Origin of the sequence: Marinobacter vinifirmus, assembly GCF_002258215.1 — a bacterium.
GTDB lineage: Bacteria > Pseudomonadota > Gammaproteobacteria > Pseudomonadales > Oleiphilaceae > Marinobacter > Marinobacter vinifirmus.
On record NZ_NEFY01000003.1, the window covers coordinates 252299 to 279041 of the forward strand.

Below are 26743 nucleotides of genomic sequence, written 5' to 3' on the forward strand. Positions count from 1 at the left end.
TACCCGGAAGCGGGGTCAGTCCGAGCAGGTGTTGACCCGGCCCCGGCCCTGATCCTTGGATTGGTAGAGTGCCCGGTCGGCCCGGTGCATCAGGTCTTCCAGGGTCTGGTCGCCCACAATGAGGCGGGTAATGCCAAAGCTGGCGCTGGCGCGAATGGAACGACCTTTGTGCTGGATGACCAGCTCGTTGAGCATTTCAAGCATCCGCTCCGTCAGCTCGATGGCTTCACCCATCGTGGTGTCCGGCAGCAGTAGCGCGAACTCTTCGCCCCCCAACCTGGCGACAATGTCCGATTCCCGAACCCGGTTCTGCAGCAGTCGGGCGATCTGCCGGAGCGCTTCGTCGCCGGCATCGTGGCCATAGGTGTCGTTAACCTGCTTGAAGTAGTCCAGGTCCATCATCACCATGGTCAGCGGGCTGGCGTGGCGCTTGGCGTGGCGGAGCAATTGCCCGCCAAACTCGTAGAAGGCGCGGCGGTTGTGAAGGCCGGTCAGCTCGTCTTCCAGGGCTGCGGCCTGGGCTTGCTGGTGAGCCTCCTGGAGTTCCAGTTCCACCTGCTTGCGCCGGGTGATATCGGTGGCAATTTCCAGTCGCACCAGCCGGCCGTCTGTCCAGCGGATGGCTTGGTCACGGCACTGGTACCAGTGGTTATCCAGCTGGTTCTGGAATTCCCACACATGGGGCGGGTTGGGGGTGCCGTCTTCGGCCAGCAGCAGGTGATTGGTGCAGAAGCTGCAGGGGCCATCGCTGTCTTGCAGCACCTGCCAGCATTTTCGGCCCTCGATGTTGCCCCAGGTGCGCCGGCCGTAGGCGTTCATATACAGCAACTCGTGGGTCTGGAAGTCGGAAACGTAAACCAGGGCATCAAGGTTATCGAGTACAGCCTGAAGCCCGGCCGCCGGAGTGGTCCCGGAGGCAGGAAGGCCTGCATCGGCAGGCAGGTTGAGAGAGGGGATACCTGATTTCATTGCGTTGTTTTCGTTTGTACGGTTTCCTGTCATCACTGCAGTATGGCCTTTTTTTACACAGGTTGTCTGTACTGAAATTGATACCGATTGTGGTAATTAACTATGTCTGATTCTAATGGCGGCCAGATTTGCCCCTGTGGCAGTGGCGAGGTTTATTCGGCCTGTTGTGGTCGTTGGCATGCCGGTGCTCCCGCACCGTCGCCCGAGGCCCTGATGCGCTCCCGCTTCACAGCCTTTGTAACCGGAGACAGCAACTACCTGCTGGCTACCTGGCACCCGGACACCCGCCCGGAAAGCTTGTCACTGGACGGTTCTCCCGAGTGGACAGCTTTGCAGATTTTCAGTGCCGGTGAGCAGGGAGCGAAAGGCCAGGTTCATTTTCGGGCCATCTACCGGACAGGATCTGGTTGGGGATACCTGGAAGAACACTCGGACTTCGTCAAAGAAGGCGGGCACTGGTTCTACGTGGCCGGTGAAACCAGCGAAGGTACCCTCAAGCCCGGCCGTAACGAGCCCTGCCCCTGTGGCAGCGGGCGAAAGTACAAATCCTGCTGCCTGAACGGGTGAACCTGCTATGACCAATACAGTGCCGGAAACCGGCAAGGGTGTGGCCTATGGCCTGGCGGCCTACACCATGTGGGGCAGTTTTCCCCTGTACTTTGCCCTGTTTGAGGGTATTCCGGCCTGGGAGGTGCTCATCCACCGGGTGATCTGGTCATGCCTGTTCCTAGCGGTCGTGATTTCTCTGCTTCGGCGCTGGCTACCAGTCACCGCAGCTCTGAAACAGCCGAAAAACCTGGGCTTTGTACTGGGCTGCTCGGTGTTTATTGCCGCTAACTGGGGTATTTATATCTACGCAGTGGAAACCCGCCATGTGCTGCAGGCCAGCCTGGGCTACTTTCTTACGCCCCTGGTGAACGTCGCCATGGGCTTGTTGATACTCGGTGAGCGTATTTCCCGCCTGCAGGTGGTGGCGGTTGTGATGGCCGGCGTTGCCATCCTCTACCAGTTCTTCCTGCTGGGCGAGCTGCCGTGGATAACCCTGGCGCTGGCCTTCAGCTTTGGCACCTATGGTTTGCTGCGCAAGAAGGTGGAACTGGATGGTCTGTCCGGCCTGTTTGTGGAAACCCTGTTGCTGCTGCCGCTGGGGTTGCTGACACTGGTCTGGTTGTCTTCGCAGAATCTTTCGCACTTTACCGAGTCTGCTTACAGCACGCTGCTGTTGCTCTCCAGTGGTGCAGTCACGGCTATTCCCCTGTTAGCGTTTGCCGGTGCCGCCCGGCGGCTGAAGCTCTCCACCGTGGGTTTTCTTATGTACATCAACCCCACCATCCAGTTTCTGATCGCGCTTTATATCTTCCATGAACCACTGAGCACCGCAAAGTTACTGAGTTTTGTGATGATCTGGGTAGCGCTGGCGCTTTACTCGTGGTCTGCCTGGGTCGGGCGGGCACGCACTGTGTAAAATCCTGCAAAATATGCGGAGTAAAGGCAGGTTTATGTCGGCTCCGCAGGTACCATCCTTATCATTCGTTGGCTAAACCTTTCTTTGGTAAGGATGAAATGATGAAAACAGGTAAGTTGATGGCTTCTCTGGTAGCCGGTGTTGCGTTGTCTGGTTCTGCCTCCATGGCGCTGGCACAGCAAGGCTATGCGGGTATCAGTCTGGGGCAGGCTGAGGTTAAGGATTTTTGTGACGGCTGGTCTGGTGTTGATTGTGATGACACTGCGTTGAGCGGTCGGCTTTACGCGGGCGGTTTCTTCGATAAGTATCTGGCATTTGAAGCAGGCTATCGCTATATCGATGAAACGTCCGCAGAAGGCGCAATTCCTGACTTAGTTTCCGCTGGTATTGATGCCTCCTATCATATGTTTGATAGTTCTTTGCTTGTCTTTACACCTGAGTTTGGGCCGGTTCGATTATTTGCCAAAGCTGGTTTGCAGTTCTGGCGTCAGGATGTGGACGCGAAGCTGACCGTTCTATCTGAGAGCTTTAACGGTTCGGAACATGAATCTGGCCTGGCTTTCCGCACTGGCGCCGGCGCGACCATCGACTTTACCGAGTCCTTCGGCCTCCGGCTGGAGTGGGACTACCTGCAGAATGTGGGTGATGATGTCCTTGATAACCTGGAGTCGGATATCCACATCTTCTCCGTCGGGCCTGAATTCCGTTTCTGAGGCCGGCATAGCGTTTGATAGCCGGTGTGAGGTTTTGACATGAAACAGCCCATCACCGGCTATCACAAAGACGATGAAAACCACTGGGTGGCGCAACTGGCCTGCGGGCATAATCAGCATGTGCGCCATGATCCGCCCTGGGTGAACCGGCCCTGGGTTGTCACGGTAGAGGGACGGCAGTCCATGTTGGGGTTCGAGCTGGACTGTGTGAAATGCGACAACGGTGCGCCGGCGGATGAGCGCCCGGGCCAGCAGGCTGAGCCCTAGGAAAGAGTCTCCAGATAGGCTTCCAGTTCGTTGGCCAGCCAGCCTACCACGGCGCCCCCTTGCGCCTGTTCCGATTCCAGTGCGCTGAACACCTTCCACCAGCGGGCACTTCGATGGTGGATGGTTTTCAGCTGTTCCTTTCTTAACGCCTCTGCAATCAAAGGTAACGGCAAGTCGGCCCAGCCGGCGCCGTCCATCACCGCGTCCCGGATCAGTTCGTACTGGGTGAAGGCCAGGTAATTGGCGGTTTCCGGGGATTCTGCCACCAGCAGCGAATCCTGCATGTAGGCCAGGGTGATTTCCGTATGGCTGATCAGGTCATCCTGGGTAACGCGTTTTAGCTGGCTCAGGGGGTGGTCGGGCGCGGCCACGGTGAGCATGCGCACATCTGCCAGTTCCCGGAACCATTGATAACCTTCATTGAGCAGCTCCGGCATCAGGCCGTAGGCCACATCTACTGACTGGTTGCGCACCAGGGGTGGCAGCTCTCGCGGAGGGGCAAGATAGATCGACAGGCTGGTTTGGGGGAAGCGTTGTTTCAGCCGGCGCAGGATGTCCCGCCAGATGTCCTCTGGAATGGAATCGTCCCGGGCAATGCGCAGTACCGATTCGGCTCCGCTCAGGTGATGCTGGCAGCGGGCCAGTATCTGGCCGGCCACCTGGTCGAAACGCCGGCAGTCGGTGAGGATGGACTGGCCGATGGCGGTCAGGTGCAGCTGGTTGCCACTGCGTTCGAACAGCTCCACGCCCAGCTCATCTTCCAGCGATGCGAGCACGGTGCTGACCGTGGTGCGGCTGCGGTTCAGCTCCCGGGCAGCGGCGGCTACGCTGCCGTTGCGTACCACGGAAAGGAAGGTTTTGATCTGGGAGGTTTTCATGGGCTTACCTATGCGACGGATTTTCCGTCGCTCAGCGACTCACGCCTTTTGAATGATGCCGATAATATGGCCGGCAATTCTCAGGAGGTCAAAATGTTTACTTCTCTGGCGCGGGAAAATCTGGCGCTGACGTTATCTGCCGTGGGTGCGGGCCTGTTTGCCCTCGCCGGCATTACCTGGGGCCTTTGGGTCGATTCACTGGTTATTCTCTTCGACGGTGCTTATTCCCTGATCAGTCTGGGGCTGTCGCTGCTGTCACTCTATGCCGCCCGCCTGGTGCGCCGGCCCGCCAATGAAGACTATCCGTTCGGAATGGGTGCGGTGGAGCCGCTGGTGATTGCCGTGAAAGGCCTGGTGATCGGGTTGGTGTGTGTGCTGTCACTGGCCTCTGCCGTGGTGTCGCTGCTTCAGGGCGGCCGGGCCGTTGCTGCGGATATGGCGATGATTTTTGGTGCAGTGAACGTGGTGGGCTGCCTGGCGGTGTGGGTTTACCTGCGCTGGTCGAGTTTCCGTAATGATTCCGGGCTGGTGAAAGCCGAACAACGCCAGTGGCTGATGGACAGCGCCCTGAGTGCCGCCGTCATGATCGGCTTTGCGGCCGCCTGGATGCTTGAGCGCAGCCAGTGGTCAGAACTGGCGGTGTATGCTGACCCGGTGATGATGCTGGTGATCTCGGTTTACTTTATGACCGTGCCGGTGAAGATGGTCCTGGAATCGGTTCGGGAACTGCTGCTGGCGGCACCCCGGAACGACGCCCTGGACGACATCCACGAGACCCTGGAAGACCTGGGCCTGAACCCGGAGCAGGTCAAGGTGGCCAAGCTGGGCCCCAACCTGTTGCTTGAAGCCCGCATGGTGCGTATCTGATTCCAGCTCAGCCCAGGCCGAGCCCGCCCATGGCCAGAATCTGGCGGCGGGTGTCGGCTTTTTCCTGCCCGATCAAGTCAATGATCCCGGCAACCGCCTCCGGCAGGGTTTCCGGGGCATCTTTCCGGAACTGTTCCAGCAGTTCCAGCTGTATGTGCAGGTCCTGGAAACGGCCGTAAAGGTCTTGCCGCTTTCTGAGGGTTTTCAGGTCCTGCTTTCTCGCCCCCGGGTCCAGCTCCATTAAATAACGTATGCGTTTGAGTTGCTTGCGCAGCTTGTGGAAATCTTCATCCGGAGCGGTATGCAGCAGTTCTGCCGTCCCCCGGTTGAAACTCCGCAGCCGTTTCAGAATGGCCTTGCGGATGTCTCCGCCACTGAGGCCAGATACCAGTTTACGAAATTTGCCGGAGTCTATTTCGCTTTCCCAGCTGTGCAGGCTGTTGCGGTAGCGGACGCTGCCGAGGCGTTTGGCCAGGCGTTTCTGGCGGGTGGCGGCCTTGCTTCCGGCCCAGGTTTCCAGTGCCGCACGTAGCTCCGGGTTCTCCGGACACAGCGTAGGCAATTCGGCCAGGAATACGTGCAGGTCCCGCAGCCGGCCGGTTGCCCGGGCATGCCGCTTGAGTTGGGCAACGGCCGGGCGTAGTCGGGTGGTGCCGCTTACCTCAGCAATGGCTTCGGCCAGGGCCCGGCTGCGGCGCAGGGCAATGCGGTACTGGTGCAGGAATTCGTCATCCAGCCCGAGTATCACGCCCGGCTCCAGTTGTTTCAGGCGCTCAGCCTGAAGCTGCAGGGTAGCCGGAAGGTCGGTAATGGCGCCTGGCGCTGGTCGCTTTATCGGGTTCCGGTGTTTGCGTTCGAATTCCCGGTAACTGTAGTTTCTGGGTGTGAGGAAGTGTTCCAGACTGCCGGAGTTTTTATCGAGCTTGCGCCAGTGCTTACCCGGCAGGCGAATGTGCAGGAAGCTGGCGGTGGGCAGGGCCATCGGCGCGTGCTTTGCCAGCCAGTCGGCCAGCTCCTGCAGCGCCGGGTTATGGCCGATAATAGCGACCCTTTCGATCCCGTCATCCTGCTTTTTCAGCCACTCCAGAAGACGTTTGAAGTCGAAAGTATAGAGGCCCGGGTCTATATGAAACCGGTCTGAGGGGAAGTCCGCCGGCAGAATGCCCCGGGCGGTTTGCCGGGCCCTGGTTGCATCGCTGGCAAAGACGTCGCTCGACTGGAACACTGCCAGCCGTTGAAGGGCCTTGCCCAGAGGCTGAAGCTGCTGCTCGCCCCGGTTGTTCAGGGGGCGGTCCCGGTCGGCCAGGCCTTCATCGGCCCAGCTGGATTTGGCGTGGCGGATAAGAAACAGGTGCTTCATGGTGCTCGTCCTGATTGTGCACTCGGTCAGCGGTCAGTGTGGCACAGCTGCAAGTCGTTTACATGACGGCGCCGGATTGGCGTTGGGGGCTGCCGCAGGTATCATGTTTTACCGTTCCCTGAACAGTTCAGACCAATAACACAAAAACGGAAGCCAACACCATGCACATCCGTAAAACACTCCTGGCGGCGACAGCGGTTGCTGTGGCGGCCTTCAGTTCGTCGGCCCTGGCCGAGAAATATACCCTGCGCCTGGCTGAAACCTGGGGCCCGAATTCCCCCATTCTGGGCGAGACCACCAAGCACTTCGAAGACATGGTGGAGAAGATGTCTGCTGGCCGGATTGATGTTCGCATTGATTCTGCCAACAAGCACAAGGCGCCTTTCGGCATCTTCGACATGGTGCGTAACGGCCAGTACGACATGGGCCACACCGCCTCTTATTACTACAAGGGCTCCATCCCCAACGCCATGTATTTCACTACCGTGCCGTTCGGTATGCTGGCTCCCGAGCAGTACGCCTGGTTCTACTATGGTGGCGGCATGGAGCTGATGCAGAAAGTGTATGAGCCCTTCGGCCTGCTGTCGTTCCCGGGTGGTAACACCGGTAACCAGATGGGCGGCTGGTTCAACAAGGAAATCAATTCCCTGGAAGACCTCAAGGGCCTGAAAATGCGTACCCCGGGCTTTGCCGGCGAGGTGATGGCAGAACTGGGTGTGTCGGTGACCAACCTGCCGCCGGGTGAGCTCTACACGGCACTGGATCGTGGCACCATTGATGCGCTGGAATGGGTGGCACCGGCCCTGGACTTCCCCATGGGCTTCCACCAGATTGCCAAGTACTACTACTCCGGCTGGCAGGAGCCGGGCGCAGAAGTACAGTTCCTGATCAACCAGAAAACCTGGAACAAACTGCCGGAAGACCTGCAGGAAATCCTGCGGGTAGCCATGCGTACCGCTGCCTATGATATGTATGCCAAGAGCACCAACGACAGCGCCGATGCCTGGAACCGCATGCAGAAAGACTATCCGGAGGTAACCCACAAGGTGTTCCCGCCGGAAGTGATTGAAGCCCTGCGCGAGACCACTCACCGGTTGCTCGAAGAGGAAGCCGAGAAGGATCCGCTGGCCCGGGAAATCATCACGTCTATCCGTGAATACCTGGCGGGCGTGCGTAAGTGGACTAACATTTCTGACAAGGCTTACCTGAACAGCGTGGCTGATCAGTAAGTATCCGTTTCAGCAGGCTGGAACAAAAAAGGCGTGAGGGTAATCCGAAACCCTCGCGCCTCTTTCTGTTCGGGGCTGTTTCTGGAAAAATACGCCGCTCAAACTTTGGGCAGGGCCGATGAAACAGACACTGCTATCTCTGAGCAATCTCACCAAGCAATTTGACGGCAAGAAAGTACTGGATTCGCTGGATCTCGAGATCTTCGATGGCGAGTTCATTACCTTGTTAGGGCCGTCTGGTTGCGGAAAAACCACCCTGCTGCGGATGATGGCGGGTTTCGAGCACCCGGATGAAGGGTCCATCACCCTTGGCGGGCAGGATTTGACCCACACGCCGCCGGAGCACCGTCCGCTGAATACGGTGTTCCAGAACTATGCGCTGTTCCCCCATATGTCGGTGTTCGACAACGTGGCCTATGGCCTGAAAATGGAGAAACGGCCAAAAGAGGAAATCCAGCAGCGGGTAGAAGAAGCCCTGGCCATGGTGCAGCTGGAAGACTTTGCCAGGCGTAAACCGCATCAGCTTTCGGGAGGCCAGCAGCAGCGGGTTGCGATTGCCCGGGCGGTGGTAAAGCGGCCGAAAATGTTGCTGCTGGACGAACCCCTGTCTGCCCTGGACTTCAAGCTGCGCCGCACCATGCAGGTGGAGCTCAAACGGCTGCAGCGGGAGCTGGGCATTACCTTTGTGTTTGTTACCCACGACCAGGAAGAAGCGCTGTCGATGTCTGACCGGGTGGTGGTGCTGAAAGGCGGCCATATCCAGCAGCTGGGCACTCCCCGCGAGGTCTATGAACGCCCCGCCAACCTGTTTACCGCCCGTTTTGTGGGTGAAACCAACTTCTTCCCGGGCCGGGTGGATGCCGCCAACGGCGATGACACCATCACCGTGGATGTGTTCGGCCTTAAGCGCACCTTCCGCAAACCCGATTTCCCGGTCAAAGAAGGGCAGGGCCTGCACGTGCTGCTGCGCCCCGAAGATATCCGGGTGCTGGCGCCGGAGGATGAGGATGGTGTGGCTGGCAAGATCGTTGAGCGTAACTACAAGGGCAGTACCCTGGATTCGGTGATTCATCTTGAAGATGGTACCGAAGTGCTGGCGTCGGAATTCTTCGACGAAGACGATCCTACCTTCGACTATCGCCTTGGCGAGCCGGTAAAAGTCAGCTGGGTCGACGGCTGGGAATGGCTGTTACCCACAGAGCCGGAAGCCCTGCCAGAGGAAGAAGGCACCGATGCGTAGCCTGACACAGCAGCCGTTCAGAACGGCCGTGCTGGTGCTGGTCTGGGGCTGGTTGCTGTTTCTGGTGCTGACCCCCAACCTGCTGGTGGTCGGTGCCAGTGTAATGACCCGGGACCCGGGCTCCTTTATTTCGCTGCCGCTGACCCTGGATGCCTATCGGCAACTGCTCAATCCGCTGTACCTGGAAGTGTTCCTGCATTCCCTGTACATGGCGGCTATGACCACGCTGGTGTGTCTGCTGATCGGCTACCCGTTTGCGTGGGCGCTGTCCAAGGTCGGCAAACGCAATCAGGTGCTGCTGATCTTCCTGCTGATTGTACCGTTCTGGACCAATTCCCTGGTGCGAACCTACGCCCTGAAGCTGATTCTGGCCACCAATGGCCTTCTTAACAACGCGCTGATGTCTCTTGGCGTGATCGATGAGCCCATGCAGCTGCTGTATACCGAAGGGGCGGTGATTATCGGGCTGGTGTATCTGTTGCTGCCGTTCATGATCCTACCGCTGTACTCGGTATTTGAAGACCTGCAGGAAGATTACCTGAGGGCTTCGCACGATCTGGGTGCGGGGCGTCTGTCCACCTTTATCCACGTTATTGTTCCGCTGACCCTGCCGGGCGTTTTGGCGGGCATCATGCTGGTGCTGTTGCCGGCCATGGGGCTGTTCTTTGTGCCGGATATCCTCGGCGGTTCCCGCAACCTGCTGGTGGGTAACGTCATCAAGAACCAGTTTCTGGATGCCCGCAACTGGCCCTTCGGTGCCGCCGCCAGCATCATGCTGACCCTGGCCATGGCGTTCCTGATGTTCGCCCACCGGCTGAGTAAACGGCGGATCGGGGAGGACGGCGTATGAACCGCTGGTTGCCCCGCACCTACCTGACCCTGGTGTACCTGCTGCTGTACGTGCCCATTGTGGTGCTGGTGGTGTTCTCCTTCAACGAATCCCGCACCGGTTACGAATGGGGCGGCTTGAGCCTGCGTTGGTATGAAGCCCTGTTCAACAACCGGGCCATGGTGCAGGCCATGTGGAATTCCCTGTGGCTGGCGCTGTCTGCGGCTACCGTGTCTACCCTGATTGGTGCGCTCACCGCCCTGGCCCTGCACCGTTACCGGTTCCGGGGCAAGAAAGTGCTTAACGGCATGCTGTTTATCGTGATGATGTCGCCGGAGATTGTGCTGGCCATCTCCCTGCTGGCCCTGTTCCTGCTGGTGGGGCTGCAGCTGGGCTATGTGTCCCTGCTGCTGGCCCACGTAACCTTCTGCCTGCCGTTTGTGGTGATTACCGTGATGGCGCGCCTGAGCGGCTTTGACGAGCGCCTGCCGGAAGCAGCGCGGGACCTGGGTGCCTCCGATTTCACCATGACCCGCACCGTACTGATCCCGGTGATCATGCCGGCATTACTGGCAGGCTGGCTGCTGGGGTTTACACTGTCACTGGATGATGTGGTGGTCAGCACCTTCGTTAGTGGCCCGAGTTACGAAATTCTGCCTTTGCGCATCTATTCCATGGTGCGGGTAGGCCTGAAACCCGAGGTAAATGCCCTGGGCACACTGTTGCTGGTGTTTTCACTGGTCATGTTGATCTTGTCTCAATGGATACTGTTAAGGAGCAAACGATGAAGAAACTGGCACTGGCCGGCGCGCTGGCACTGGGCCTGGCGGGCTGCAGTGGTTCCGAGGAGCCGCAGGTACTGAACCTGTACAACTGGTCCGAGTATATGCCCCAGGAAGTTCTGGACCGCTTCACCGAGGAAACCGGTATCCAGGTGGTGTACACCACCTACGACAGCAACGAAGCCATGTACGCCCGGCTGAAACTGCTGGACGAGAGCGCCGCCTATGACCTGGCCGTGCCGTCTACCTACTACGTGAGCAAGATGCGGCAGGAAGACCTGCTGATGCCCATCGATCGCAGCAAGATTGAAGGCTTCGACAACCTGGACCCGGAACTGGTGAACCTGGATGTCGACCCGGAAAACCAGTACAGCGTGCCCTTCCTGTGGGGCACCACCGGCATTGCCGTGGACACTGCCGATGTGGAAAGCGAAGTGACCGCCTGGGCAGACCTGTGGGATGAGCGCTTCGAAGCCCGGGTGATGCTGACCAACGACATGCGCGAAGTGTTCCATGTAGGCCTGCGGGTGCTGGGTTACTCCGGTAACAGCACCGATCCCAAGGAAATCGAGGAAGCCTACGAGAAGCTGACCGAGCTGATGCCGTCTGTGCGGACCTTCAACTCCGATGCCCCGCGCATGCCGTACCTGGAAGGTGAAACCGACGTGGGCATGATCTGGAACGGTGAAGCCGTGATGGGTCGTGACACCCTGGAGTCCCTGGAATACGTGTATCCGGAAGAGGGCATCATCGCCTGGCTGGACAGCTTCGTGATTCCCAAGAACGCCAGGAACCCGGAAGCGGCCCACCAGTTCATCAGCTTTGTGCTGCAGCCGGAAATCTCTGCCCTGATCAGCGAAGAGATTGGCTACGCCACACCGAACCTGGCTGCCCGTGAACTGCTGGATGACTCTGTGGCAAATGACCGTGCCAGCTATCCGAACGCCACCGACATGATCAATGCGGAGTTCCAGACCGACATTGGTGACGAGGCGCTGCAGGTGTACGCCAAGTACTGGGAAATGCTGAAGTCCGGTCAGTAACCGGTAAGGCATTCCGAACCCGGATACAAAAAACGGAGGCCCTGGCCTCCGTTTTTTGTATCCGGGTTTCACAAAACTGAAATACATGGTCTATAACTTCCTGATAACAAAACGTTAGCGAAACCGCATAACACTGTTTCAGGGGAATGAACGACCATGGCACTGCGCAAGACACGGATATCAGCACTGGCCACCCTGCTGGCCGCCACGACCGCCTCCGGCAACCTTCTGGCTGAAGAACTTCGCCTGATCACCTGGGGTGGTTACGCCCCGGATGAGGTGGTGGCCCAGTTTGAAGAAGAAACCGGCATCGATGTGCAAATTACCCTGTCCAACAACGAAGACATGATCTCCAAGCTGCGGGCCACCGGCGGTGCCGGCTTCGACCTGGCCCAGCCCAGCCAGGACCGCATCGTGGGCGTGCAGCGGCAGTTCAACATCTACAAGCCCATCGACTACAGCCGGGTTAATACCGATCAGCTGCAGCCGTCGATGGTCAAGGCGACGCAAGAATCGACAGCCCTGAACGGCCAATCCTTCGGGGTGCCGTCTGTCTGGGGCACCAGTGGTCTGATCGTACACAACTCGGTGGCAGACACCGTCACCGACTACACCGACCTGTGTGACCCGGCCGTGGCCGGCAAGGTCAGTTACCGACTCAAGCGCCCGACGCTCATGGGCTTTGCCTTCGCCATGGGCATGGACCCGTTTGCTGCCTATAACGATCGCGACGAGTACCAGTCCATCATGGCGAAAGTGGAAGACAAGCTGATCGACTGCAAGGCCAATGTGAAAACCTACTGGACCGGCGGCGACCAACTGCTGTCGTTGCTGCGTACCGGTGAAGTGACCGCTGCCATGGCCTGGGATGCCGGTGGCTGGAAGCTGAACGCAGAAAACCCCGAGATCCGCTTTGTGGCCCCGGAATCCGGTGCTTTGGGCTGGATTGATACCTTCGCCATTCCCCGCCGCAGCGAGAACGAAGAGGCCGCCTACAAGTGGATCAACTTCGTGATGCAGCCGGAAATCGCGGCCAAAATCACCAATGCGTCCGGAAACTTCACCGCCTCCAAAGGCGCCGACGAGTTTGTGAAAGCCGAGCTGCGGGATGCCTATCGCCTGAGCTTTGATGACGAAGCCATCAACAACATCAAATGGTATCCGCCGGTACCGCCGGGGCTGGAAGCCATGGAAGGGCAGGTGCTGGATCGCGTCCAGGCTGCCAACTGATCCCTATGGCAACAGAGTCTGACCTGTCCTGTAACGGGCTGATCCGCCGCTTTGGCAAAACCGCAGCGGTGGACCACATCTCGCTGGATGTGCCGGCCGGCACCTTCTTCTCCATTCTGGGGCCTTCCGGCTGCGGCAAGACCACCCTGCTGCGGTTGCTGGCGGGCTTCGACAAGCCGGATGAGGGCGATATCTTCATCCGCGGCCAGCGCATGAATGATGTGCCGCCCAACAAGCGCCCGGTGAACATGGTGTTCCAGCACCTGGCACTGTTTCCCACCATGACCGTTGGTGACAACATCGGTTACGGCCTTAAACGCCGCAAGGTGCCTGCTGCCGAGCGCCGCAAGCGCATTGCCCGGGTGCTGGAGCAGGTGGGCCTGCCGGGACTGGAGCAGCGTAACCCTCAGGAACTGTCGGGCGGCCAGCGCCAGCGGGTGGCCCTGGCCCGTTGCCTGGTGCTGGAACCCACCCTGCTGTTACTGGACGAGCCGCTCGGGGCCCTGGACCTGAAACTGCGGGAGCAGATGAAGGTGGAGCTGAAGCACCTGCAGAAGCAGTTCGGCACCACCTTTGTGTACATCACCCACGACCAGTCCGAGGCCATGGTGATGTCGGACCAGGTGGCGGTGATGAAAAACGGCCGCTTCGAGCAGGTGGCGCCGCCGGAGGAGCTGTACCGGGAACCTGCCACACCCTTTGTGGCGGGTTTCGTGGGGGATAACAACCGGCTCTCCGGAGAGGTCGTCACCCTGGCGGACAACATGGCCGATATCCGGCTGGATAACGGCGAAGTGGTTCGGGGCCGGCTTGCCGCCAACGGGCTGTCCAGCGGTGACCGGGCCGAGCTGTATGTGCGCCCGGAATCCCTGATGTTCACCGGTGAGGCCCTGAAAGACGGCTTCTGTGCCATGCAGGCGAAGGTGCTGACCACCCTGTTTGACGGTGCTAACAGCCGGGTTGAGGCAGAAAACGGCGGCCAGCCGGTGTTTGCCCGCCTGCCGCAGGATGGCACGGCACCGCGCCTGACAACCGGCGCGGAGATCCGCCTGGCCTGGGATCCGAAACTGGCGCGGGTCTACGGAGCCGGTCAGTCGTGAATGCCTCTGCCAGCCGTTTGTCCCTCTGGTTGCTGTTAACGCCGTTTCTGCTCTGGATTGTGTTGCTGGTTCTGGTGCCGCACCTGCAGATGCTGCGGGTGTCGTTCCAGGTGCGGGAAAGCTGGGATACCCTGGCCTGGGGTCTGGAGCAGTATCAGAACTTCTTCAGCGAATCCTATTACTGGCGAACCTTCGTGCGTACCGGGGTGATGTCGCTGTTCACCACCTTCCTGACCCTGCTGATTGCCTTCCCCATTGCCTGGTACATTGCCCGCCTGGCCCGGGGCCGGAGCAAGGGCATCCTGTTCCTGGCTTGCCTGATCCCGTTCTGGGCCAGTGAGTTAGTACGTACTTACGGCTGGATGATCCTGCTGCGGGAAAGCGGCCTGTTCAGCTCCTGGCTGCAGGCGCTGGGCTGGGTCGACGGCCCGGTGGAGATGCTTTACAACGATGTGGCGGTGATCATCGGCCTGGTCTACAACGGCCTGCTGTTTATGGTGGTGCCCCTGGTCACCACGCTGGATGGTATGGACGAGAACCTGGTGGAAGCCGGTTACGACCTGGGCGGCGGCCACGCTACCGTGCTGCGGGAAGTGGTCATTCCCTGGGCCATGCCGGGCATTGTTTCCGGCTGTATCGTGGTGTTCATGCTCACCCTCGGCAGTTACCTGACACCGATACTGATGGGCGGCAAGGACAGCGCCTGGTTTACCGAGCAGATTTTCACCCAGTTTATTACCCGCTTTAACTGGGAGCAGGGTGCCGCACTGGGGGTCTTGCTGCTGGTGTTGTCATCACTGATGGTGTGGCTTGGCCTGAAACTGACCGGCCAGTCACTGCGCAAGGTGATGGGGTGATGCCATGATCCGTTCCGTGCCCCGGTCCCGGTTGTTTGATGCCCTCTACCTGGGCTACCTGGTGGCGTTCTTTGTGTACCTGGCCCTGCCGCTGCTGGTAACGGCCGTGTTTGCCTTCAACGACTCGCCCTTTCCGTCATTACCCTGGCAGGGATTTACCCTGGACTGGTACCTGGCCGATGGCAGTGCGGGGCGTACCGGGCTGTTTCACGATGACAGTCTGCTCGGCGCTCTCTGGGTCAGCACCAAGATCGCCTTCTGGGTCACCCTGGCCAGTGTGGCGCTGGGGTGCGTGAATGCGGTGCTGTTCGAGCGCTTGCAGTTCCGGGGTAAGGAATTCCTGTATCTGTTAATGCTGTTGCCACTGGTGATTCCCGGGGTCATTCTGGGCGTGTCCATCCTGGTGTTCTACAGCGGCACCGCCAATGAAGTGTCGCGGCTGTGGGGTATCGAACTGGATGTGTTCCGGCCTGGTATGCCCCTGGTGGTGATGGGTCAGGTGACCTTTATCACCACCCTGGCTACCCTGGTGATCGGCGCCCGGTTGCGAAAGTTTGACCGGCAACTGGAGGAAGCCGCGCTGAACCTGGGGGCAACGCCGCTGGTGGCCTGGTTTACCGTTACCTTGCCCTGGTTGCTGCCGTCCATCCTGGGCGCGGCCGCCATGGCGTTCCTGATGTCCTTCGAAAACTTCAACACTACCGTGATGCTCACCGGCAGTGACACGCCGCTCACCGTAGCGTTATTTAATCGCTTGCGGGAAGGCTCGACACCGGTTCTCAATGCGGTGGCGCTGTTCCTGATGGTGGTGTCGGCCCTGCTGGCCCTGTTTACCCTGCGACAAAAAGGCTCAGGCTAAGCGGTTTCTGTCGCGGTTGGTTACGGTCTATACTGCCTGAATAACTCCTATAAGCAGGTTTAGTCTTGCGTGCGGCCAATCGATTCTCGCTTCTAGCTCTCCTGGCCAGCTTTGTGCTGCTGTGCCTGCCGTTAACCGGCCAGGCTGCCATGCAGCCGGTGGATGAAGGCTGGCAATACCGTTGGGGGGATTCACCCCTGATGCCCGATGGCACTCCGCAATGGATTGTGCAAGACGAGCCGGGGCAGTGGCACGACATCGGTTTTCCCTCCAATCCCCCCGGCCGCGCCGGCCGCGAGCACGCGTGGTTCCGGGTAACCCTGCCGGAAGGCGAGTGGTTTTCCCCCATGCTCTACATATACAGCGTGGATATCATTGTGCAGGCCTGGTTTCAGGGCGAGCTGCTCTACCAGTATGGCACCTTTGATGAACAGGGCCGGGGCCGGTTTGAAGGCTGGCCCTGGCACGAAATCCCCCTGCCGGAGAATTACGAAGGCGAAACGGTGTATTTCCGGGTCTTTTCCAATTACACCGATATCGGGCTGTGGGGCGAGGTGGCCATACTCGACCACCCGGACCTGGTGCTGCACCTGGTCAGTCGCTCGGCGAAGAGCCTGGTAATTGCCACCATTTGCGGACTGATTGCCCTCCTGGCCCTGATTTTTGCCAGTATCCAGCGCGGGCCGATGGGGTTTGCCAGTATTGCCCTGTTCTCCCTGGTGACCGGGACTATGCTGGTGGCGGAAACCCCCGCCAGTTTGTTGATTGCCTACCAGCCACTGCTTTGGGACTACCTGGCGGCGGGTTCCTATTTCCTGGTTCCGGTTACCCTGGCTTTATTGCTGCAGCAGTGGCTGGCTCACCATAGCCCGGCTGTACTGGGCTGGCTCTGGAAATTTCATCTGGGGTTTGCGGTGCTGGCCTTGCTGGCGTCGTTGTCAGGGCTGATCAACCTGTCGTCCGCCTTTCTTGTGTTTGATGGTTTGCTGCTGGTGTCGCTGGTGCTGCTGGTAGGCTCTGCGGCGCTCCGGTTCCGGGTGCTGTACCGGGAGCAACAAATCCTGCTGGTAACCTGCGGGCTGTTCGCGGTGCTGCTGATTGCCGACATGGCGGTGGCACACGGTTTCCTGCCCTGGGGCTGGCTGGTACCGGCAAGCTGGGGCGCACTGGCCTTTGCCCTCGCGGTGGTCAGTATTTCCGTATGGCATTTCAGCCGCACCCAACAAGCACTGCAGCAGATGACGGTGCAGCTGGAGCAAAAGGTGGCCGAACGTACGGCCCGGGCCGAGGCCCTGGCCGAGCGGGAGGCAGCCCGCTCCCGCCTGCTGACCCTGGAGAGCCGGAAAAGCCAGAAACTGGCGGACCTGATCTCCGGAATCCAGGACTGTGCGGTGCTGGAGGAGGCGTTCGAGCTACTGGCACGGGCCCTGCCAGGGCTGTACATGCCGATGGCAGGCAGTTTCTACCGCCGCAGACCGGATGGCAGCTATGAGCGTGTGGCCACTTGGGGGCCGGCGGCCGAAACCGCCTTTCCGGCGAGCCTCGACAGGGGATTGCCTTCACTGACTGAAACCACGCTTCCGCTGCGCAGCCAGGCGTTATCCGACCCGTTATGCTTTTTGCTCAGGGTAGAACCCGGGCTGACCGGCGGCAGCCCGGAGGGCGTGCTGCTGTTGGCCCATCCCAGATTGCCTGAAAGCCTCAAGGGTTATGGCACGGTGCGGGTTGTGGCCTGGGTTTACCAGTCGGTGGAGAAACTCGGGATTACTCTGTCCGGCCTGGCGCTCAGGGAAGAATTGCAGCGTTTCTCCTACGAGGACGGACTGACGGGCCTTAAAAATCGCCGGCATTTTGATGAACTGTTCCGCCATGAACAGGAAGTTTCCCGGCGCAGCGGGCGAAGCCTGAGTTTGCTGATGCTGGATATTGACCATTTCAAACGCTTTAACGATACCTACGGCCACGAAGCCGGAGACGAAGCCCTGAAAATGCTCAGCCGGGTGCTGGCACGGCATTTCCGGGGTAGCGATACCGTGTGCCGGTATGGCGGTGAGGAGTTTGCTGTGCTGCTGCCGGGAGCTACGTCTGCGGAGGCTACCGAACGTGCGGAGGCCCTGCGGCGAGCGGTTGCCAGTGAGCCGGCGGGGGAGGGGGGTGCGGTGCCTGAACACCTGACTGTGTCGGTAGGGGTGGCCTGCTGGCCAGAGAGCTGTACCGAGTTTGGTGACCTGTTCCGGGCCGCCGACCGGGCCCTGTACCGAGCTAAACATGCCGGCCGCAACCGGGTGGCTGCGGCCGAAGCATGAAGGTCAGTGCCAGATATTGCTGTCGATTTTCTCGTGCAGTTCCGGGTAATCCTGTGACTTGAAGTGGGGCACCAGGCCTTGCTTGCGCTGGGCCAGGTAGTCCTTGGTCAGTTTCACCACGGTACCGGACAGCAGCACGATGGCAATCAGGTTGATGGTCGCCATCAGTCCCATAGAGGCATCGGCCGCGTTGAACACGGTTACCACGGCCTCGTAACCACCCCAGACCACCATGCCCAGTGCCGCCAGGCGCAGAATAGTCAGGCCCAGTGTATTGCCGCCCTTCAGGTACACCAGCGCGTTCTCGGCGTAGGTGTAGTTGGCCACAATAGAGGTAAAGGCAAAGAACAGGATGGCGATGGCAATGAAGTAACCGCCGAAATCCCCGAGGTGAACTTCCATGGCCTGCTGGGTAAGCTGGGTGCCGGTTACGCCGGAACCCGGCTCCAGAACGCCGGCCAGCAGGATCATTACGGCAGTGGCGGTACACACGATAATGGTGTCGATAAACACGCCGAAGGCCTGTACCAGCCCCTGTGAAGACGGGTGGTGCGGAGCAGGTGTGGCCGTGGCGGCGATATTCGGGGCAGAACCCATGCCTGCCTCGTTGGAGAACAAGCCGCGCTTGATGCCGTTGAGCATGGCCGCGGTGATGGAACCGGCCGCGCCACCGGCGGCTTCTTCAAGGCCGAATGCGCTCTTGACGATCATCGCCAGGATGCCCGGCACTTCGGTGATGTTCATGGCCATCACAATCAGTGCCAACAGCACGTAGGCACCGGCCATGAACGGCACCACAAATTCCGCGAAGCGTACAATCTTGCGCAGGCCGCCGAAAATCACGATGCCGGCAAAGAACGCGATCGCAATACCCACGCCCAGTTTCGGTGTACCGAAGGCACCTTCCATGGCATCGGCAATGGAGTTGGCCTGTACTGCGTTGAATACCAGGCCGAAGGAAATGATCAGGCACACCGCAAAGATGGCGGCGGCCCAGGGCGCTTTCAGGCCCTTGGCAATGTAGACCGCCGGGCCGCCCCGGTACTGGCCTTTGCCGTCACGCACCTTGTACAGCTGCGCCAGGGTGCTTTCGGCATAGCCGGTGGCCATGCCTACCAGCGCCACCATCCACATCCAGAAAATGGCACCGGCGCCACCCAGGTAAAGGGCGACCGCCACGCCGGCCAGGTTACCGGTACCCACCCGCGACGCGAGGCTGGTACACAGGGCCTGGAACGGCGAAATACCGTGTACATCGCTCTCGCGGGAACCGCGGATGGCACGGACCATTTCGCCAAAGTTGATGAACTGCAGAAAGCCAAGGCGAATGGTAAAGAAAACACCCACGGCCAGCAGGCCGTATACGAGGACGTAGCCCCAGAGAATCGAATTAAGAAAATCGACAATTGCAGTCATGGAGTGACGCCTTGTGATTTGTGGATGAAAGTTAACGAAGTCGCGGGGAAGTCTAGCACGGTGAAATTACAGGCAGACTGCGGAAATCCGTGATTGCCGGGCTGCTGGGGATGTGCAGCCCGGCCTGAGTGGTGGCCTCAGACCACCAGTACCGGGCACTTGGCCTGGGAGGCCACCCGGTGGGACACACTGCCGAGGAACATGCCGTCTTTGTCGCTGTTGGTGCCCTTGGTGCCAACCACGATCAGGTCTGCTTCCTTTTCCTGGGCAAACTTCACAATCACCTTGGACGGCCTGCCCGCTTTCACGAAACCGCGCACCTTGGTAGCCCCATGCTCTTTGGCAAACTCCTTGGCATGGTTCACCACCTCCTTGGCGTAGTCCGACAGCACCTTGTCCGGGATGTCCATGTCATCCGGACGGCCAATCGAGAGCGAGGCCTCGAACAGGCTGTGGTGTTTGTAAACACAGATGATGAAAATTTCCGCATCCGGTATCAGTCGCTGCAGCTCGATGGCCTTGTCCAGGGCCTTCAATGAGGTTTTGGAACCGTCTACGGCAGCCAGAATTCGTTTGAACATACCAGTCTCCTGTCAGTGGCCGGTTGCCCGGTTCAGTCTCGGTAAGCCAGGTCCCGCAGGAACAGCGCAATATCCGGGAAGGCAATGATCAGGCCGGCAGCAGCCACCAGCATGAAAATGAAAGGCGGCGTGCCTTTGATCACTTCCAGGTAGGGCCGCTTGAAAATCGCAATGGCGGTGAAAATATCGCAACCAAACGGTGGTGTGGCAGAGCCGATGGCCACCTGCAGGGTAATCAGTACCCCCACCAGCACCGGGTCCAGCCCGGTGGCCTGGATAGCCGGGGCGAAGATTGGCGTGAGTACCAGGATCACCACAATCGGGTCTACAAACATGCAGGCAATGAAGAAGGCCACACAGATGGCAATCAGCACGCCGACCGGGCCGGCGTCATTCACACCCACCGCTTCAAGAATGCTTTGCGGAATCTGGGCGAAGGAGATAATCCAGGAGAAGCCGTTACCCACGGCCACCAGGATAAACACCACGGCGGTGATCAGGCCGGTAGACTTGGCAATCCGGTAGACATCGGTGAGCTTGAGCGACCGGAAAATCACAAACTCCAGCAGGAAGGCGTAGAGCACGCACACAGCAGCCGCCTCGGTGGGGCTGAAGATACCGCCGTAGATACCGCCCACGATGATCACCGGGAACATCAGCGGCCAGGACGCATCCCGAACCGACAGAGCACGCTCTTTCCAGGAGGCCTTGGGCTCTGTAGGTACCTGGTTCTTGTAGGCGTAGATCAGGCAGTACACCGAGAACATGAACAGGATCAGCAGGCCGGGGCCGATGCCGGCAATAAACAGCTCGGCAATGGAGGTCTCGGAGATAACCCCGTAGATGATCATGCCGATACTGGGCGGGATCAGGAAGGCGATATCACTGGCGTTGATGATCAGCGCCAGGGTGAAGGGATCGGAATAACCGGCTTTCAGCATCTTGGGGCGCAGGGGCGAGCCTACGGCCACGACCGTCGCCTGGGTTGAGCCGGAAACTGCACCGAACAGGGTGCAGGAGGTGGCAGTACTGATCGCCAGGCCGCCTTTTACGTGGCCGATGAACGACATGACCATGTTGATCAGCCGGTCGGCCGACTGGCCCCGGGTCATGATATCGGCGGCCAGGATAAACATGGGCACCGCGATCAACGACGCCGGCCGGATGCCACCCATCATCTGCTGGACGAATGTGCCCATCTGGCCGAAGCCGTCAAACATCATTACAAAGCCGAACACCGCAGCGGTGATCAGCGGGATCATCATCGGGAAGCCCAGAAGCAGCAGCCCGATCATGATAATCATCATCATAGTTGCCATGGTGTGAATATCCTTAGTGGTTCGGGTTCATGCGCTTCAGACTTCGGTTTCTGTATCGGCGTAGCCATCCACCACACCCGTCGACAGATAAACGTCTTTACTGGTGAGGTTTTTGATGGCGGTCAGGAAATACTGGATGCCGGTAATGGCAAAACCGACCGGTACCCAGACGTAGATCCACCAGATGGGCAGGCCCAGCGCCGGCAGAATGCGACCACGGCCGTACAGGGTTTCGATGTAGCCGTAGGAGTGGTAGCACAGGAAGAACATCACCACGGAGGTGAACAGGGCAATGAAAATCATCAGAGCCTTGCGGCCCTTGGCAGGAAAGGCATCGTAAACGGCAGACATCCGGATGTGGCGGCCATGGCGGGCAGCGTAGCCGATGCCGGCAAAGGTAATCAGGATAATCAGGATCCGGTTGATCTCGCCGGAGAAAAACAGGCCTTCTCCGAACACAAACCGGGCAATCACGTTAACGCAGGTGTTGACCGCCATGAGGATAACGCCGCCGGCCAGCATGACGGCTTCAATCCTGGCAATCCATTCATCAATAGTGCCCAGAAACCCGGGCAAACCGGATGCATAGGCACCGGTATCGTCTTCCACAGCCTCCTGAGGACGCTCAGACATGGATGGGGTACTCCGAAACAGGTCGCTCCCGGCCGGTAAATTCCCCGGCGGGGCGGGGTTGAACCAGGGCCGGACAACAAGGGGTGGCCGTGGCCACCCCCTGAATCCTGCCGGTTAGTCTTCCTGGACTGCCTTGAGGTCGGCCTTGAACTGGTTCAGCAGTTCCTGACCACTCTCACCGGTCATCTCGATGAACTTGTCTTCCACCTGCGGTGCCCGGGCACGGAAGGCTTCGATCTGTTCTTCGTTCAGACGGGTAACGGTAACCTCGTCGCTGGCAGCCTTGATCTTCTCAAGGGCTTCGTCGGCCAGGCCGTCGATATGCACGATGATTTCCTCGAACGCGAAGTCCGCAGCATCCCGCACCAGCTTCTTGTCTTCGTCAGACAGGCCGTTGTAGAAATCCTGGTTCGCCATCATGGCGGTGGTGAACCAGCCGTGGCCGGTGAATACCAGGTTCGGAGATACTTCGTACAGTCCGCCGGACTCGATCCAGAAAATCGGGTTTTCCTGGCCCTGGATCATATTGGTCTGCAGGGCACCGTACACTTCACCCCAGGGCAGCGGGGTGGGCGTCGCGCCGAAGGCGGAATAGGTTTCAGACAGAAGCGGGTTGGTCATAACCCGGATCTTCTTGTTCTTGAATTCCTCGGGGGAGGTGACCGGCTCGTCTACAGTCACCACGAATTCACCTTCCGGGTACATCTTCAGCAGTTCCAGGCCCTGCTCGGAGTACAGCTGGGGGAAGTCTTCGTTGATGGCCTCGGACTCACGGAAAAACTCGATCACCGTGTCCATGTCGGTGGGCATCAGGTACGGAATGAAGAAAATCTGGGCTTCGGGAATCAGTGAGCCGGTAAAACCGGGGGACTGGTTCACGAAGTTGAGGATGCCAGCCTGGGTCTGTTCCATGATGTCGTCAGACTCGCCCAGCTCACCGAAACGGAACACCTGCAGGGTGTGGTCGGAGTTCTCTTCGATGTATTCCTTGAATTTGTAGGCGTAAACGTCTTGAACATCGCCCTCGTATTCTTCGTGGGCGTAGCGCCAGTTGGCTGCATTTACCGCATTGGCTGCGGTCAGACCGGCAAACGCCAGTGCTGAAATACCCGCCAGTTTCCTGAATTTGCTTGTGCTGTTCATCGCGTTGTCTCCGCTCTTTTTTTCAGTTAATTCCTTGTTACCTTTTTTTAGACTGGCAAAACAAAGCGGTTTTCGCAAGGAAATGACCGAAATCAGGAAACACTGGCGGCAGGTTTCGCGGTATCGCAAGTCTATGAATTCAGACTTTATTCGGATTTTTGAGACAGGTTTCGAGGAATCGGTGGAACTCCCGGGCCACCCTGTCGACACTGTTCTCCAGCCGGTGCCCGTCTGGCATTACCAGGGTTTCGAGGCGCTGCTCACGGGCCAACTCCAGAACCGGCATCACAGGTACGACATCATCATCCCAGCCATGAATGATGCGGGTATAACGGGCGCCAATCACCGGGCTCGATTGCGGATATTTCGGCAATGCCAGTGCCGGCGCCAGCAGAAAACAGCCCAGTACCGGGGTGGTGTCGCTGGTTTGTGCGCACACCCAGCCACCCATGCTGGAGCCGGCCAGGATGGTCCGCTCTGGCACGGCGCCGGCACTTTCAATGGCGGCTCGCATCTGCTTTAGCCTGACTGCCGGGTCTTTGCTGCTGCGGTGATCGATGGCCTCGGCCCGCACGCCATAAAACTCTTCAGCCACCGCTTTCAGGGCCTGGATCTTGGTGCTGCCCGGGCCGCTTTCCAGGCCATGGGACAGAAACACGAAAAACGGTTGTTCGGGCATGTCAGGCTCCCTGCATTCGGTCAGTCGGTTCAGGTCCGGGTTTGGGCCAGGATGTCGAGGGCGTGGCGGCGCCTGGCCGGCTCGTAGATATCAACGGTGAACATCAGCTCCTCCACCTGAATATCCGACAGCAGTTCCTCAAGCTGTTGCTTCAGGTCGTCGGAATTACCAATGACCTGCAAGCCCAGAAAATCCTTAACCCCGGCTTCTTCAGCGGCATTCCACAGGCCATTCATGGACTCCACCGGCGGCTTCATCCACAGCGGCTGGCCACGGAACAGCGACAGAATCCGCTGGTAGCTGGTGGTGCTCAGGAATTTGGCTTCTTCCATGGAGTCTGCGGGTACGGCCGGAATGGCCAGCATGGCGTAGGGCTGCTGCAGCTGCCCGGAAGGCTGGAAATTATCCCGGTACACCCTGAGCGCTTCGCGATACAGGCGAGGTGCAAAGTGGCCGGCAAAGGCGTAGGGCAGCCCGCGCATGGCGGCCAGCTGGGCACTGTACAGGCTGGAGCCGAGCAACCAGATCGGCACATTGGTGCCGGCGCCGGGAATGGCTTTGACCGGCTGGCCCGGCTGCAGCGGCCCGAGCAGGGTTTGCAGGCGGGCGACATCTTCAGGGAACTGCTCCGCGCCCAGACCCTCCCGGCGAAGCGCCCGGGCGGTAATCTGGTCGGTGCCCGGCGCCCGGCCAAGGCCCAGGTCAATGCGGCCCGGGTACAGGCATTCCAGGGTGCCGAACTGTTCGGCAATCACCAGGGGCGGGTGGTTGGGCAGCATCACGCCACCGGAACCGACGCGGATGCTCTCGGTCTTGCCGGCAATGTGGCCCACCAGTACCGAGGTGGCAGAACTGGTGATGCCTTCCATGTTGTGATGCTCGGCCAGCCAGAAACGCTTGAAACCAAGCTTCTCGGCATGCTGGGCATAGGCCACGCTGTTGGCCAGTGTGGTGGAGACGGAATCGCCTTCGCGGACGGAGGCCAGTTCGAGCAGGGAAAAATCGGGTTTAATGGACATGGAGCTCCGGGATTCTGAAGGACTATCGATAGTGATCAATAAACAATGATGGTTCGGGCCGGTTTCTTCAAGGGCTGGCACGGTAGCGGGGCCGGATTTCCCTGCAAGTGCTAAAGTGCATGAACAGTCTGGCGCTCTGGTTCGTATATACCGGCCAGACAACAGGAGGAAAGATCATGCGTAGGGTGCTGATGCAGTGTGTGAGTTTGGTTGTGTTTCTGGGCTTTGCCTCTTCGGCGGCTGCCCAGTCTTGCCCGGAATTTCTGGACCACGAGCAGCGCAAGCTGCATTCCCGGGATTCCGTTAATCTGTGCGAGGTGGCGGCGGGCCAGCCCATGCTGGTGGTTAATACCGCCAGCCGTTGCGGATATACCGGACAGTTTGAAGGGCTGGAGGCATTGCACCAGCAATACAAAGACCGGGGCCTGGTGGTGGTCGGTTTTGCCAGTGATGATTTTCGCCAGGAAGCGGACACCGAGGAAGAAGCGGCCAAGGTCTGCTTTGTGAACTTCGGGGTGACCTTCACCATGATTGCGCCCACGCCGGTTACCGGCGAGCAGGCCAACCCGGTGTTCCGGGAAATCAACCGCCAGAGTGAGCAGCCGCGCTGGAACTTCACCAAGTATGTGGTGGACCGCAGCGGGAAGGTGGTTGAGCGTTTCCCCAGCAAGGTCCGGCCGGACGACCCGCAACTGATCGAGGCGGTAGAGTCTGTACTGTAACGCCCGGGATGGCATAACCGGCTACCCTTACAGGCAGGGTATCTGAACCGTTGTACAAGGAACCTTCAATGGCAGAAAGCATCTTTGCCGCTGTGCGTGAACAGATAAAACAGAATGTATCCGACACCCTGAATGCGTTTGGCGATGGCCAGGCGGACTGGGGGGAACTGGCGGTGCATGCCCTCAGCCAGCTTCTGATTTCGGCCTTGTATCTGGGGCTGTTTCTGGTGGTGTACGCCCTGCTGATCAGCATTGTGCGTTTTGCCGTGGGCAAAAAGCGGGCCCAGCATCCGTTATTTAACCATGCCCGTACGGGGATCCGGTATCTGTTCGGGCTGGGCGCTTTGCTGGTGATCATGGCCCAGTTCGGGGCGGCGCCGGAATTGCTGAAATCCATGGCCCGGGCCGGGCTGATGGCCTTGGGGTTCTTTGTGGGCTGGCTGGTTGCCGGCCGGCTGATCCGGGAAGCCATGAGCCGCTACCGGCTGGATCCGTCCATCCGGCAGCTGGTGGAAAACCTGTTCTCTGTGCTTACCGCTACCTTTGCGGCGGTCACCGTGCTGGCACAGTTTGGCTTTGATGTGGTGTCGATTGTGGCCGGGCTCGGGATTGTCGGTATTGCGGTGGGCTTTGCGGCTCAATCGACCCTGTCCAACTTCATTGCCGGCATTACCCTGTTGATCGAACGGCCATTCCGGATTGGCGACTGGGTAACCATCAACGGGCAGGACGGCAAGGTGGTCAAGATAGCCCTGCGCACCACCTGGCTGCGCACCCGGGACAACATTTTCACCATGATTCCCAACGACAGCGTGGCGTCTTCCGATATCGTCAATTACAGTGCCGAGGGCGCGACCCGGCTGAATATACCGGTGGGTATCGCCTACAAGGAGTCCGCCAAGGCAGCCCGGGAGGTGATCATGCCGGTGCTGCTGGCGCATCCGGAAGTGCTGCAAAGCGCCGGTATGGAACCCCGGGTGGTGCTGAAGAACCTGGGCGATTCCTCGGTAGACCTGGAAGTGAAAATCTGGATTACGCCGGATAACCTGGATGTTCAGCCCAGAATCATGGCCGATGTGCTGGAGCAGGTTAAGGAGGCACTGGATGACGCCGGCATCGAGATTCCTTTCCCGCACCTGCAGCTGTTTATTGATGAAGCCAAGGGCCTGAAGCCCCTGGTGGAACCGCTTTACCCGAAACTGGCCGGCAAGTCCTGACCTGCCGGTACGAGGAGAAC

Annotated in this window: 27 protein-coding genes; 17 read left to right on the plus strand and 10 right to left on the minus strand. The window is 59.4% G+C overall.

Translation table 11 applies throughout. The features are described 5' to 3' along the window. Positions 1–15: 15 nt before the first annotated feature. Complete coding sequence (locus B9Q17_RS05645) at positions 16–969, minus strand: sensor domain-containing diguanylate cyclase (RefSeq protein WP_094624454.1); 954 nt, start codon at positions 967–969, stop codon at positions 16–18. 102 nt (positions 970–1071) lie between these two features. On the opposite strand from B9Q17_RS05645, the gene B9Q17_RS05650 reads away from it, so the two are divergent. The 4 genes from B9Q17_RS05650 to B9Q17_RS05665 all read left to right on the plus strand — a co-directional run bounded on the left by B9Q17_RS05650 (position 1072) and on the right by B9Q17_RS05665 (position 3414). Beyond that, the gene (locus tag B9Q17_RS05650; protein WP_094624455.1) at positions 1072–1536 is read left to right on the plus strand and encodes a YchJ family protein; all 465 of its coding nucleotides are present in this window, start codon (positions 1072–1074) and stop codon (positions 1534–1536) included. 7 nt (positions 1537–1543) lie between these two features. After that, entirely contained in the window at positions 1544–2434 is an 891-nt protein-coding gene (rarD, locus tag B9Q17_RS05655) for an EamA family transporter RarD (RefSeq protein WP_094624456.1), read from the plus strand. A 101-nt stretch (positions 2435–2535) separates the two neighbouring features. Then, positions 2536–3147 carry an outer membrane beta-barrel protein gene (locus tag B9Q17_RS05660; protein WP_167373009.1) on the plus strand — a complete coding sequence of 204 codons (612 nt, stop codon included), beginning with the start codon at positions 2536–2538 and terminating at the stop codon, positions 3145–3147. 39 nt (positions 3148–3186) lie between these two features. After that, positions 3187–3414: a DUF3565 domain-containing protein gene (locus B9Q17_RS05665; protein ID WP_022990620.1), complete on the plus strand. Its 228-nt coding sequence runs from the start codon at positions 3187–3189 to the stop codon at positions 3412–3414. On the opposite strand, the gene B9Q17_RS05670 is transcribed toward B9Q17_RS05665, so the two are convergent. Beyond that, positions 3411–4292 carry a LysR family transcriptional regulator gene (locus B9Q17_RS05670; protein ID WP_094624458.1) on the minus strand — a complete coding sequence of 294 codons (882 nt, stop codon included), beginning with the start codon at positions 4290–4292 and terminating at the stop codon, positions 3411–3413. The genes B9Q17_RS05665 and B9Q17_RS05670 overlap by 4 nt on opposite strands. Before the next feature lie 93 nt (positions 4293–4385). Here B9Q17_RS05670 and B9Q17_RS05675 point away from each other — a divergent pair, with 93 nt between their 5' ends. Further along, a complete protein-coding gene (locus tag B9Q17_RS05675) occupies positions 4386–5159 on the plus strand; it encodes a cation diffusion facilitator family transporter (RefSeq protein WP_094624459.1) in 774 nt (257 codons plus the stop codon). Positions 5160–5166: 7 nt separating this feature from the next. Here the strand turns inward: B9Q17_RS05675 and B9Q17_RS05680 are convergent, their stop codons facing one another. Continuing rightward, on the minus strand, positions 5167–6519 hold the full coding sequence (locus tag B9Q17_RS05680) for a CHAD domain-containing protein (RefSeq protein WP_094624460.1): 1353 nt from the start codon (positions 6517–6519) through the stop codon (positions 5167–5169). A gap of 161 nt (positions 6520–6680) precedes the next feature. Here B9Q17_RS05680 and B9Q17_RS05685 point away from each other — a divergent pair, with 161 nt between their 5' ends. The 10 genes from B9Q17_RS05685 (at position 6681) to B9Q17_RS05730 (ending at position 17994) form a co-directional block, all read left to right on the plus strand. Next, positions 6681–7748 carry a TRAP transporter substrate-binding protein gene (locus tag B9Q17_RS05685; RefSeq protein WP_022990624.1) on the plus strand — a complete coding sequence of 356 codons (1068 nt, stop codon included), beginning with the start codon at positions 6681–6683 and terminating at the stop codon, positions 7746–7748. A 118-nt stretch (positions 7749–7866) separates the two neighbouring features. Then, positions 7867–8988: a spermidine/putrescine ABC transporter ATP-binding protein PotA gene (gene potA / locus B9Q17_RS05690; protein ID WP_094624461.1), complete on the plus strand. Its 1122-nt coding sequence runs from the start codon at positions 7867–7869 to the stop codon at positions 8986–8988. After that, on the plus strand, positions 8981–9838 hold the full coding sequence (gene potB, locus B9Q17_RS05695) for a spermidine/putrescine ABC transporter permease PotB (protein WP_094624462.1): 858 nt from the start codon (positions 8981–8983) through the stop codon (positions 9836–9838). Before potA ends, potB begins: the two co-directional genes overlap by 8 nt. After that, the gene (gene potC / locus B9Q17_RS05700; RefSeq protein WP_022990627.1) at positions 9835–10605 is read left to right on the plus strand and encodes a spermidine/putrescine ABC transporter permease PotC; all 771 of its coding nucleotides are present in this window, start codon (positions 9835–9837) and stop codon (positions 10603–10605) included. The genes potB and potC overlap by 4 nt, the downstream gene beginning before the upstream one ends. Continuing rightward, on the plus strand, positions 10602–11642 hold the full coding sequence (locus B9Q17_RS05705) for an extracellular solute-binding protein (RefSeq protein WP_094624463.1): 1041 nt from the start codon (positions 10602–10604) through the stop codon (positions 11640–11642). Before potC ends, B9Q17_RS05705 begins: the two co-directional genes overlap by 4 nt. Before the next feature lie 156 nt (positions 11643–11798). Continuing rightward, a complete protein-coding gene (locus tag B9Q17_RS05710; RefSeq protein ID WP_094624464.1) occupies positions 11799–12872 on the plus strand; it encodes an extracellular solute-binding protein in 1074 nt (357 codons plus the stop codon). A gap of 5 nt (positions 12873–12877) precedes the next feature. Continuing rightward, complete coding sequence (locus tag B9Q17_RS05715; protein WP_094624465.1) at positions 12878–13972, plus strand: ABC transporter ATP-binding protein; 1095 nt, start codon at positions 12878–12880, stop codon at positions 13970–13972. Further along, positions 13969–14829: an ABC transporter permease gene (locus B9Q17_RS05720; protein ID WP_022989609.1), complete on the plus strand. Its 861-nt coding sequence runs from the start codon at positions 13969–13971 to the stop codon at positions 14827–14829. The genes B9Q17_RS05715 and B9Q17_RS05720 overlap by 4 nt, the downstream gene beginning before the upstream one ends. 4 nt (positions 14830–14833) lie before the next feature. After that, positions 14834–15688, plus strand: a complete 855-nt coding sequence (locus B9Q17_RS05725) for an ABC transporter permease (RefSeq protein WP_094624466.1) — start codon at positions 14834–14836, stop codon at positions 15686–15688. 65 nt (positions 15689–15753) lie between these two features. Next, complete coding sequence (locus B9Q17_RS05730) at positions 15754–17994, plus strand: GGDEF domain-containing protein (RefSeq protein ID WP_244177320.1); 2241 nt, start codon at positions 15754–15756, stop codon at positions 17992–17994. A gap of 3 nt (positions 17995–17997) precedes the next feature. Here the strand turns inward: B9Q17_RS05730 and B9Q17_RS05735 are convergent, their stop codons facing one another. The 7 genes from B9Q17_RS05735 to B9Q17_RS05765 all read right to left on the minus strand — a co-directional run bounded on the left by B9Q17_RS05735 (position 17998) and on the right by B9Q17_RS05765 (position 24784). After that, positions 17998–19410, minus strand: a complete 1413-nt coding sequence (locus B9Q17_RS05735) for an alanine/glycine:cation symporter family protein (RefSeq protein ID WP_058342352.1) — start codon at positions 19408–19410, stop codon at positions 17998–18000. 137 nt (positions 19411–19547) lie between these two features. Then, on the minus strand, positions 19548–19991 hold the full coding sequence (locus B9Q17_RS05740) for a universal stress protein (protein ID WP_022989605.1): 444 nt from the start codon (positions 19989–19991) through the stop codon (positions 19548–19550). A 32-nt stretch (positions 19992–20023) separates the two neighbouring features. Then, a complete protein-coding gene (locus B9Q17_RS05745; RefSeq protein ID WP_022989604.1) occupies positions 20024–21310 on the minus strand; it encodes a TRAP transporter large permease in 1287 nt (428 codons plus the stop codon). Between the two features lie 36 nt (positions 21311–21346). Continuing rightward, entirely contained in the window at positions 21347–21943 is a 597-nt protein-coding gene (locus tag B9Q17_RS05750; RefSeq protein WP_036219755.1) for a TRAP transporter small permease, read from the minus strand. A gap of 114 nt (positions 21944–22057) precedes the next feature. Further along, positions 22058–23086 (minus strand): TRAP transporter substrate-binding protein, encoded by a 1029-nt coding sequence (locus B9Q17_RS05755; protein ID WP_022989602.1) that lies wholly within the window; start codon positions 23084–23086, stop codon positions 22058–22060. 139 nt (positions 23087–23225) lie between these two features. Continuing rightward, a complete protein-coding gene (locus tag B9Q17_RS05760; protein ID WP_094624467.1) occupies positions 23226–23765 on the minus strand; it encodes a YqiA/YcfP family alpha/beta fold hydrolase in 540 nt (179 codons plus the stop codon). Positions 23766–23794: 29 nt separating this feature from the next. Further along, positions 23795–24784 carry an LLM class flavin-dependent oxidoreductase gene (locus tag B9Q17_RS05765; protein ID WP_094624468.1) on the minus strand — a complete coding sequence of 330 codons (990 nt, stop codon included), beginning with the start codon at positions 24782–24784 and terminating at the stop codon, positions 23795–23797. 191 nt (positions 24785–24975) lie between these two features. Here B9Q17_RS05765 and B9Q17_RS05770 point away from each other — a divergent pair, with 191 nt between their 5' ends. After that, on the plus strand, positions 24976–25506 hold the full coding sequence (locus B9Q17_RS05770) for a glutathione peroxidase (RefSeq protein ID WP_425268610.1): 531 nt from the start codon (positions 24976–24978) through the stop codon (positions 25504–25506). A 68-nt stretch (positions 25507–25574) separates the two neighbouring features. Continuing rightward, positions 25575–26723 (plus strand): mechanosensitive ion channel family protein, encoded by a 1149-nt coding sequence (locus tag B9Q17_RS05775; protein WP_094624470.1) that lies wholly within the window; start codon positions 25575–25577, stop codon positions 26721–26723. Positions 26724–26743 lie beyond the last annotated feature (20 nt).

Coding starts and splice junctions, on each gene's coding strand:
- B9Q17_RS05645 (WP_094624454.1), bottom strand. CDS start 969: ATGAAATCAGGTATCCCCTCTCTCAACCTGCCTGCCGATGCAGGCCTT.
- B9Q17_RS05650 (WP_094624455.1), top strand. CDS start 1,072: ATGTCTGATTCTAATGGCGGCCAGATTTGCCCCTGTGGCAGTGGCGAG.
- rarD (WP_094624456.1), top strand. CDS start 1,544: ATGACCAATACAGTGCCGGAAACCGGCAAGGGTGTGGCCTATGGCCTG.
- B9Q17_RS05660 (WP_167373009.1), top strand. CDS start 2,536: ATGAAAACAGGTAAGTTGATGGCTTCTCTGGTAGCCGGTGTTGCGTTG.
- B9Q17_RS05665 (WP_022990620.1), top strand. CDS start 3,187: ATGAAACAGCCCATCACCGGCTATCACAAAGACGATGAAAACCACTGG.
- B9Q17_RS05670 (WP_094624458.1), bottom strand. CDS start 4,292: ATGAAAACCTCCCAGATCAAAACCTTCCTTTCCGTGGTACGCAACGGC.
- B9Q17_RS05675 (WP_094624459.1), top strand. CDS start 4,386: ATGTTTACTTCTCTGGCGCGGGAAAATCTGGCGCTGACGTTATCTGCC.
- B9Q17_RS05680 (WP_094624460.1), bottom strand. CDS start 6,519: ATGAAGCACCTGTTTCTTATCCGCCACGCCAAATCCAGCTGGGCCGAT.
- B9Q17_RS05685 (WP_022990624.1), top strand. CDS start 6,681: ATGCACATCCGTAAAACACTCCTGGCGGCGACAGCGGTTGCTGTGGCG.
- potA (WP_094624461.1), top strand. CDS start 7,867: ATGAAACAGACACTGCTATCTCTGAGCAATCTCACCAAGCAATTTGAC.
- potB (WP_094624462.1), top strand. CDS start 8,981: ATGCGTAGCCTGACACAGCAGCCGTTCAGAACGGCCGTGCTGGTGCTG.
- potC (WP_022990627.1), top strand. CDS start 9,835: ATGAACCGCTGGTTGCCCCGCACCTACCTGACCCTGGTGTACCTGCTG.
- B9Q17_RS05705 (WP_094624463.1), top strand. CDS start 10,602: ATGAAGAAACTGGCACTGGCCGGCGCGCTGGCACTGGGCCTGGCGGGC.
- B9Q17_RS05710 (WP_094624464.1), top strand. CDS start 11,799: ATGGCACTGCGCAAGACACGGATATCAGCACTGGCCACCCTGCTGGCC.
- B9Q17_RS05715 (WP_094624465.1), top strand. CDS start 12,878: ATGGCAACAGAGTCTGACCTGTCCTGTAACGGGCTGATCCGCCGCTTT.
- B9Q17_RS05725 (WP_094624466.1), top strand. CDS start 14,834: ATGATCCGTTCCGTGCCCCGGTCCCGGTTGTTTGATGCCCTCTACCTG.
- B9Q17_RS05735 (WP_058342352.1), bottom strand. CDS start 19,410: ATGACTGCAATTGTCGATTTTCTTAATTCGATTCTCTGGGGCTACGTC.
- B9Q17_RS05740 (WP_022989605.1), bottom strand. CDS start 19,991: ATGTTCAAACGAATTCTGGCTGCCGTAGACGGTTCCAAAACCTCATTG.
- B9Q17_RS05745 (WP_022989604.1), bottom strand. CDS start 21,310: ATGGCAACTATGATGATGATTATCATGATCGGGCTGCTGCTTCTGGGC.
- B9Q17_RS05750 (WP_036219755.1), bottom strand. CDS start 21,943: ATGTCTGAGCGTCCTCAGGAGGCTGTGGAAGACGATACCGGTGCCTAT.
- B9Q17_RS05755 (WP_022989602.1), bottom strand. CDS start 23,086: ATGAACAGCACAAGCAAATTCAGGAAACTGGCGGGTATTTCAGCACTG.
- B9Q17_RS05760 (WP_094624467.1), bottom strand. CDS start 23,765: ATGCCCGAACAACCGTTTTTCGTGTTTCTGTCCCATGGCCTGGAAAGC.
- B9Q17_RS05765 (WP_094624468.1), bottom strand. CDS start 24,784: ATGTCCATTAAACCCGATTTTTCCCTGCTCGAACTGGCCTCCGTCCGC.
- B9Q17_RS05770 (WP_425268610.1), top strand. CDS start 24,976: ATGCAGTGTGTGAGTTTGGTTGTGTTTCTGGGCTTTGCCTCTTCGGCG.
- B9Q17_RS05775 (WP_094624470.1), top strand. CDS start 25,575: ATGGCAGAAAGCATCTTTGCCGCTGTGCGTGAACAGATAAAACAGAAT.